The 6,889-nt window shown below is 38.7% G+C and carries 9 protein-coding genes and 2 pseudogenes; 5 read left to right on the forward strand and 6 right to left on the reverse strand.

The genetic code is table 11. From position 1 onward, the window contains the following. Nucleotides 1-187, forward strand: a pseudogene (locus KP712_RS08965) (IS4 family transposase); the annotation flags it as partial. A gap of 9 nt (nucleotides 188-196) precedes the next feature. Here KP712_RS08965 and KP712_RS08970 read toward each other — a convergent pair. After that, nucleotides 197-613, reverse strand: coding sequence for a helix-turn-helix domain-containing protein (locus KP712_RS08970; RefSeq protein ID WP_000275180.1), 417 nt, complete (start codon nucleotides 611-613; stop codon nucleotides 197-199). A gap of 87 nt (nucleotides 614-700) precedes the next feature. Between KP712_RS08970 and tetC the strand changes: the two genes are divergently transcribed. Continuing rightward, on the forward strand, nucleotides 701-1,294 hold the full coding sequence (tetC, locus tag KP712_RS08975; protein ID WP_000428546.1) for a tetracyline resistance-associated transcriptional repressor TetC: 594 nt from the start codon (nucleotides 701-703) through the stop codon (nucleotides 1,292-1,294). Between the two features lie 112 nt (nucleotides 1,295-1,406). Here tetC and tet(B) read toward each other — a convergent pair whose 3' ends face one another. Further along, nucleotides 1,407-2,612 (reverse strand): tetracycline efflux MFS transporter Tet(B), encoded by a 1,206-nt coding sequence (tet(B), locus tag KP712_RS08980; RefSeq protein WP_002244796.1) that lies wholly within the window; start codon nucleotides 2,610-2,612, stop codon nucleotides 1,407-1,409. An 81-nt stretch (nucleotides 2,613-2,693) separates the two neighbouring features. Here tet(B) and tetR(B) point away from each other — a divergent pair, with 81 nt between their 5' ends. After that, nucleotides 2,694-3,317 (forward strand): tetracycline resistance transcriptional repressor TetR(B), encoded by a 624-nt coding sequence (tetR(B), locus tag KP712_RS08985; protein WP_000088605.1) that lies wholly within the window; start codon nucleotides 2,694-2,696, stop codon nucleotides 3,315-3,317. On the opposite strand, the gene KP712_RS08990 is transcribed toward tetR(B), so the two are convergent. From KP712_RS08990 to KP712_RS09000, 3 genes are read right to left on the reverse strand one after another with little or no spacing between them, the layout of a single operon-like run. Then, nucleotides 3,295-3,981, reverse strand: coding sequence for a helix-turn-helix transcriptional regulator (locus KP712_RS08990; protein WP_001284954.1), 687 nt, complete (start codon nucleotides 3,979-3,981; stop codon nucleotides 3,295-3,297). The genes tetR(B) and KP712_RS08990 overlap by 23 nt on opposite strands. A gap of 7 nt (nucleotides 3,982-3,988) precedes the next feature. Then, nucleotides 3,989-4,375, reverse strand: a complete 387-nt coding sequence (locus tag KP712_RS08995; RefSeq protein ID WP_000460651.1) for a hypothetical protein — start codon at nucleotides 4,373-4,375, stop codon at nucleotides 3,989-3,991. After that, entirely contained in the window at nucleotides 4,368-4,688 is a 321-nt protein-coding gene (locus tag KP712_RS09000; RefSeq protein WP_000562370.1) for an antibiotic biosynthesis monooxygenase, read from the reverse strand. Before KP712_RS09000 ends, KP712_RS08995 begins: the two co-directional genes overlap by 8 nt. A gap of 443 nt (nucleotides 4,689-5,131) precedes the next feature. On the opposite strand from KP712_RS09000, the gene gltS reads away from it, so the two are divergent. After that, a complete protein-coding gene (gene gltS, locus KP712_RS09005) occupies nucleotides 5,132-6,337 on the forward strand; it encodes a sodium/glutamate symporter (protein WP_000599533.1) in 1,206 nt (401 codons plus the stop codon). A gap of 230 nt (nucleotides 6,338-6,567) precedes the next feature. Continuing rightward, a complete protein-coding gene (locus KP712_RS09010; protein ID WP_001303004.1) occupies nucleotides 6,568-6,693 on the forward strand; it encodes a LysR family transcriptional regulator in 126 nt (41 codons plus the stop codon). A 9-nt stretch (nucleotides 6,694-6,702) separates the two neighbouring features. On the opposite strand, the pseudogene KP712_RS09015 reads toward KP712_RS09010, so the two are convergent. Continuing rightward, nucleotides 6,703-6,889, reverse strand: a pseudogene (locus KP712_RS09015) (IS4 family transposase); the annotation flags it as partial.

Consider the following 6,889-nt stretch of genomic DNA (forward strand, 5'->3'; position numbering starts at 1 on the left):
ACAAGGTTGGGACAAGCACTTCCAGGCTAACACAGTCAGAAATCGAAACGTACTCTCAACAGTTCGCTTAGGCATGGAAGTTTTGCGGCATTCTGGCTACACAATAACAAGGGAAGACTTACTCGTGGCTGCAACCCTACTAGCTCAAAATTTATTCACACATGGTTACGCTTTGGGGAAATTATGAGGGGATCTCTCAGTGCATTGCCTCCAATTCCCATAATTTATTACGCCGATAATAACTTGGTGTAACCTTAAAAATGTACTTAAATCGACGTGTAAAAGATTGTTGGGAATCAAATTGATATTTTAATGCGATCTCAAGGATAGTTTTTTTCGTCAACCTCAACTCAACAGCCGCTTTCGTCAAACGACGAGCACGAATATAGCTAGCCAGTGTGACCCCTGTTACTTTTTTGAACAGCCGCTGAAAATACCACTTGGTATAACCCGCTTTATTCGCCACATCATCAAGCAGTAAAGACTGATCTAAATTATGTTCAATCCATAATAGAACATCTTTGATAACCGTTGTATGAAACTGCTTATCATCATATCTTAATTGGATGTTATTAGCTTTATTTTGATAGCGAGAATGCTGTTCAATATACATAAAATAACCTAAATGTTCTTAAGATTGTCACGACCACATCATCATGATACCATAAACATACTGACGGTATGTTATTTTAAATCTATCATGGAAAATAAAAATCATCAACAAGAAAATTTTAAGAGTACCTATCAATCACTGGTTAACTCAGCACGAATATTGTTTGTTGAAAAAGGCTATCAAGCTGTTTCAATAGATGAGATCTCGGGAAAAGCGTTGGTGACCAAAGGTGCCTTTTATCATCACTTTAAAAATAAAAAACAATTACTCAGTGCCTGTTATAAGCAGCAATTAATTATGATTGATGCCTACATCACAACAAAAACTGATTTAACAAATGGTTGGTCTGCCTTAGAAAGTATATTTGAACATTATCTTGATTATATTATTGATAATAATAAAAACCTTATCCCTATCCAAGAAGTGATGCCTATCATTGGTTGGAATGAACTTGAAAAAATTAGCCTTGAATACATTACTGGTAAGGTAAACGCCATTGTCAGCAAATTGATCCAAGAGAACCAACTTAAAGCTTATGATGATGATGTGCTTAAAAACTTACTCAATGGCTGGTTTATGCATATCGCAATACATGCGAAAAACCTAAAAGAGCTTGCCGATAAAAAAGGCCAATTTATTGCTATTTACCGCGGCTTTTTATTGAGCTTGAAAGATAAATAAAATAGATAGGTTTTATTTGAAGCTAAATCTTCTTTATCGTAAAAAATGCCCTCTTGGGTTATCAAGAGGGTCATTATATTTCGCGGAATAACATCATTTGGTGACGAAATAACTAAGCACTTGTCTCCTGTTTACTCCCCTGAGCTTGAGGGGTTAACATGAAGGTCATCGATAGCAGGATAATAATACAGTAAAACGCTAAACCAATAATCCAAATCCAGCCATCCCAAATTGGTAGTGAATGATTATAAATAACAGCAAACAGTAATGGGCCAATAACACCGGTTGCATTGGTAAGGCTCACCAATAATCCCTGTAAAGCACCTTGCTGATGACTCTTTGTTTGGATAGACATCACTCCCTGTAATGCAGGTAAAGCGATCCCACCACCAGCCAATAAAATTAAAACAGGGAAAACTAACCAACCTTCAGATATAAACGCTAAAAAGGCAAATGCACTACTATCTGCAATAAATCCGAGCAGTACTGCCGTTTTTTCGCCCCATTTAGTGGCTATTCTTCCTGCCACAAAGGCTTGGAATACTGAGTGTAAAAGACCAAGACCCGCTAATGAAAAGCCAACCATCATGCTATTCCATCCAAAACGATTTTCGGTAAATAGCACCCACACCGTTGCGGGAATTTGGCCTATCAATTGCGCTGAAAAATAAATAATCAACAAAATGGGCATCGTTTTAAATAAAGTGATGTATACCGAATTCGATTGCGTCTCAACCCCTACTTCGGTATCTGTATTATCACGTGTATTTTTGGTTTCACGGAACCAAAACATAACCACAAGGAAAGTGACAATATTTAGCAACGCAGCGATAAAAAAGGGACTATGCGGTGAAATCTCTCCTGCAAAACCACCAATAATAGGCCCCACTATTAAACCAAGCCCAAAACTTGCCCCTAACCAACCGAACCACTTCACGCGTTGAGAAGCTGAGGTGGTATCGGCAATGACCGATGCCGCGACAGCCCCAGTAGCTCCTGTGATCCCTGAAAGCAAACGGCCTAAATACAGCATCCAAAGCGCACTTGAAAAAGCCAGCAATAAGTAATCCAGCGATGCGCCTATTAATGACAACAACAGCACTGGGCGCCGACCAAATCGGTCAGACATTTTTCCAAGCCAAGGAGCAAAGATAACCTGCATTAACGCATAAAGTGCAAGCAATACGCCAAAGTGGTTAGCGATATCTTCCGAAGCAATAAATTCACGTAATAACGTTGGCAAGACTGGCATGATAAGGCCAATCCCCATGGCATCGAGTAACGTAATTACCAATGCGATCTTTGTCGAACTATTCATTTCACTTTTCTCTATCACTGATAGGGAGTGGTAAAATAACTCTATCAATGATAGAGTGTCAACAAAAATTAGGAATTAATGATGTCTAGATTAGATAAAAGTAAAGTGATTAACAGCGCATTAGAGCTGCTTAATGAGGTCGGAATCGAAGGTTTAACAACCCGTAAACTCGCCCAGAAGCTAGGTGTAGAGCAGCCTACATTGTATTGGCATGTAAAAAATAAGCGGGCTTTGCTCGACGCCTTAGCCATTGAGATGTTAGATAGGCACCATACTCACTTTTGCCCTTTAGAAGGGGAAAGCTGGCAAGATTTTTTACGTAATAACGCTAAAAGTTTTAGATGTGCTTTACTAAGTCATCGCGATGGAGCAAAAGTACATTTAGGTACACGGCCTACAGAAAAACAGTATGAAACTCTCGAAAATCAATTAGCCTTTTTATGCCAACAAGGTTTTTCACTAGAGAATGCATTATATGCACTCAGCGCTGTGGGGCATTTTACTTTAGGTTGCGTATTGGAAGATCAAGAGCATCAAGTCGCTAAAGAAGAAAGGGAAACACCTACTACTGATAGTATGCCGCCATTATTACGACAAGCTATCGAATTATTTGATCACCAAGGTGCAGAGCCAGCCTTCTTATTCGGCCTTGAATTGATCATATGCGGATTAGAAAAACAACTTAAATGTGAAAGTGGGTCTTAAAAGCAGCATAACCTTTTTCCGTGATGGTAACTTCACGGTAACCAAGATGTCGAGTTAACCACCCTTTAGATTCATAAAGCGAAAATAATGCGGCTCCAACGTACCCACCTAAATGGAAACGGCGTTCACTCCAATCTAAACACGCACAACAGATTTTACGTGAATGTTTGGAAGGAACGTCAATTCCCATTTCATGAAAATATTGAATACCACTTAATGTGATCATTGAACCATTTTCAGTGATCCATTGCTGTTGACAAAGGGAATCATAGATCTTAACGGCAACTTCGCCAGCTAAATGATCATAGCAAGTACGTGCTTTTCGTAAATGCACTGGCGTGGAAACTTTGGCATGTACGCCATGGTTTAAGGAGATCCCCATCATACTTTCCATCAATTCAGCAATATCTTTTCCTGCTAGCCGAAAATAACGATGCTTGCCTTGAGCTACTACTGTGATTAGCTGGCAATCTAATAATTTAGATAAATGACTGCTCGCCGTTGAAGCTGATATATTCGCCACAGAACTTAGCTCAGTGGCCGTCCAAGCTCGCCCATCCATCAAAGCACTGAGTATTTTAACTCGTGAAATGTCAGACATAGCCGCCCCTATCGCGGCTATTGAGGACTCAAAGGTAACCTCTTTTCGTATTAAATTAGCCATCGCAAGTTCACTTTATTGCCCAAGGGAGCGTAACAGATGCAGCCATACTATCATTGTCCGTTATTAATATCAGTTGGTTAGCATGGTCACTGTATTGCACTAAAATATTAATGTTATTCTCCGCCAATACTCGTGCTATTTCGCCAAGTTCCCCCGGTTTTTCCTGTTTTAACTTACGAATTAATGGTGTCCGGATCGCAAGTACTAACAGTCCAGCTTGCTCTAGCGCTATTTTAGCTTCCTTTCCTTGTTCAACAAGAAAATGAGCATGGCATTCATCACCAACCGTAAATATCCCTCCCCCTTCCAATCCAATACCTTTATTACCTAATGTTTTTCCTAGTAATGCTAATTGTCCTATTTGATTATCTAAAACAACGTGAACATCAAACATTATCCTTGTCCTTTTTAAATGAATATTCGCGAGTAATATGAGCAATACTAATTTTGTAAAAATCAAATATTGACTCTCGCCCTTCTTGTTGAGCTTTCGCATGTAAAACATGATTTTTCCATTGCAGAACTGCGTATTCGTTTTCCCACCAAGATAGCGATAACATTTTTCCTTCTGTAGCTAGACTTTGAAAACGTTCAATTGAAATAAAACCAGCTACATGACTTAATAGTGGTCTTAACTCCTCAGCTAAAGTCAAATAGCGAGTTTGTTGGTCGGGTTGTATTTGCACCTCAAATATTACAGCAATCATATTTTTCTCCGTTATTAATCAACAAACAGAGTAATCCACCCGAAAATTAACACTTCGATAAGCAACGAAATATAGAAAGGTCATGCTGCTGTTTTATGTTGTATATCACACTTCTTTAAATTGCTCGGCCTGCGCTTATCATGTTCTCCTTCTCTTATAATTTTGTTTATTATTTATACTTTTTTATTTTTTGCTATCACCGAAAATAGTGCGGATCCCGCATGGTATTTAGGTTTACCCATCATTAAATACCATTGTTGTTATTTTAATCTTTTTAATATTTCATGATTAAGATCACACTAAAATTATGACCCTATTAACTAAAAGTTATGGATACCCTAATAAAACTCATTGTTAAAGATTAGTTAACCAAAGTAACTTCATTTTTCACTATTGTTAAATTGTTATAGTGAAAATTCTGGTAAACTAATAGAGGTAAAAAAATGATCCTAGATGCCAGTTATACATTATTAGTCGCATGTATCGCGCTACTCATAGGAATGTTTGTCGTAAAATTTACCCCGTTCCTACAAAAAAACCACATACCAGAAGCCGTCGTTGGTGGCTTTATTGTTGCAATTGTTCTGTTAATTATTGATAAAACATCAGGTTATTCGTTTACTTTTGATGCTTCATTGCAAAGTTTATTAATGCTCACATTCTTTTCCTCTATCGGGCTAAGTTCTGACTTTTCTCGACTGATTAAAGGAGGAAAGCCGTTAGTTCTATTAACTATTGCAGTAACGATCCTAATCGCCATTCAAAATACTGTCGGCATGAGTATGGCTGTCATGATGAATGAAAGTCCATTTATTGGCTTAATTGCAGGTTCAATTACTCTAACAGGTGGTCATGGTAATGCCGGAGCATGGGGCCCTATTCTCGCTGATAAATATGGTGTAACAGGCGCCGTTGAATTAGCGATGGCTTGTGCAACACTTGGATTAGTGTTGGGTGGTTTAGTTGGCGGCCCTGTTGCCCGTCATCTTTTGAAAAAGGTCTCTATTCCTAAAACAACCGAGCAAGAGCGCGACACTATCGTTGAAGCTTTTGAGCAACCAAGCGTCAAAAGAAAAATCAATGCAAATAACGTTATTGAAACCATTTCAATGCTGATTATCTGTATTGTTGTTGGTGGCTATATCAGTGCATTGTTTAAAGATACTTTTCTGCAACTGCCTACTTTTGTCTGGTGTTTATTTGTCGGTATTATTATCCGTAATACACTGACTCATGTATTTAAACACGAAGTGTTTGAGCCGACCGTCGATGTATTAGGTAGCGTTGCTTTATCGCTTTTCTTGGCAATGGCGTTAATGTCATTAAAATTTGGTCAATTGGCAAGCATGGCAGGGCCAGTATTAATTATCATTGCTGTACAAACTGTTGTCATGGTGCTATTTGCCTGCTTTGTCACCTTCAAAATGATGGGCAAAGATTATGATGCTGTCGTGATCAGCGCGGGTCACTGTGGCTTTGGTATGGGAGCAACACCAACAGCAATTGCGAATATGCAAACAGTCACAAAAGCATTTGGACCATCACATAAAGCTTTCCTTGTCGTTCCTATGGTCGGTGCCTTTATTGTTGATATTTCAAACAGTATCTTAATTAAAATATTTATTGAAATTGGTACATACTTTACCTAATAGCTACACACTACTCGGCGTACTTCTCCTAACAATTTATTATAGGGCAGTATGCCGAGCCGCTTTCTTACCCCGTATATTCCCCTAGTCAATCTATTTAGCTTGCACGTTTACGAATTAATTCTCGTGACAACTAAACCAAAATTTGAATTATGACGAGTATATCTGATTATTTATACTTTATTCGTTAGAATAGTCCGTAGAAATAAATAATCAGTAGGCTACATGGAATGAAATTAAGACATCTCGATATCTTTTATGCTGTAATGACTTGTGGTTCCTTAACGCGTGCGGCTGAAGTTTTACATATTTCTCAACCCGCGGCGAGTAAAGCACTCAAACATGCTGAGCACTGAGAGATCCCCTCATAATTTCCCCAAAGCGTAACCATGTGTGAATAAATTTTGAGCTAGTAGGGTTGCAGCCACGAGTGAGTCTTCCCTTGTTATTGTGTAGCCAGAATGCCGCAAAACTTCCATGCCTAAGCGAACTGTTGAGAGTACGTTTCGATTTCTGACTGTGTTAGCCTGGAAGTGCTTGTCCCAACCTTGT

The organism is Haemophilus sp. SZY H68, assembly GCF_018829685.1.
GTDB lineage: Bacteria > Pseudomonadota > Gammaproteobacteria > Enterobacterales > Pasteurellaceae > Haemophilus > Haemophilus haemolyticus_K.

Excerpts from the sequence above, each read along its gene's own strand:
- KP712_RS08970 (WP_000275180.1), bottom strand. The coding sequence starts at position 613 with ATGTATATTGAACAGCATTCTCGCTATCAAAATAAAGCTAATAACATC.
- tetC (WP_000428546.1), top strand. The coding sequence starts at position 701 with ATGGAAAATAAAAATCATCAACAAGAAAATTTTAAGAGTACCTATCAA.
- KP712_RS08990 (WP_001284954.1), bottom strand. The coding sequence starts at position 3,981 with ATGGCTAATTTAATACGAAAAGAGGTTACCTTTGAGTCCTCAATAGCC.
- KP712_RS08995 (WP_000460651.1), bottom strand. The coding sequence starts at position 4,375 with ATGTTTGATGTTCACGTTGTTTTAGATAATCAAATAGGACAATTAGCA.
- KP712_RS09000 (WP_000562370.1), bottom strand. The coding sequence starts at position 4,688 with ATGATTGCTGTAATATTTGAGGTGCAAATACAACCCGACCAACAAACT.
- gltS (WP_000599533.1), top strand. The coding sequence starts at position 5,132 with ATGATCCTAGATGCCAGTTATACATTATTAGTCGCATGTATCGCGCTA.
- KP712_RS09010 (WP_001303004.1), top strand. The coding sequence starts at position 6,568 with ATGAAATTAAGACATCTCGATATCTTTTATGCTGTAATGACTTGTGGT.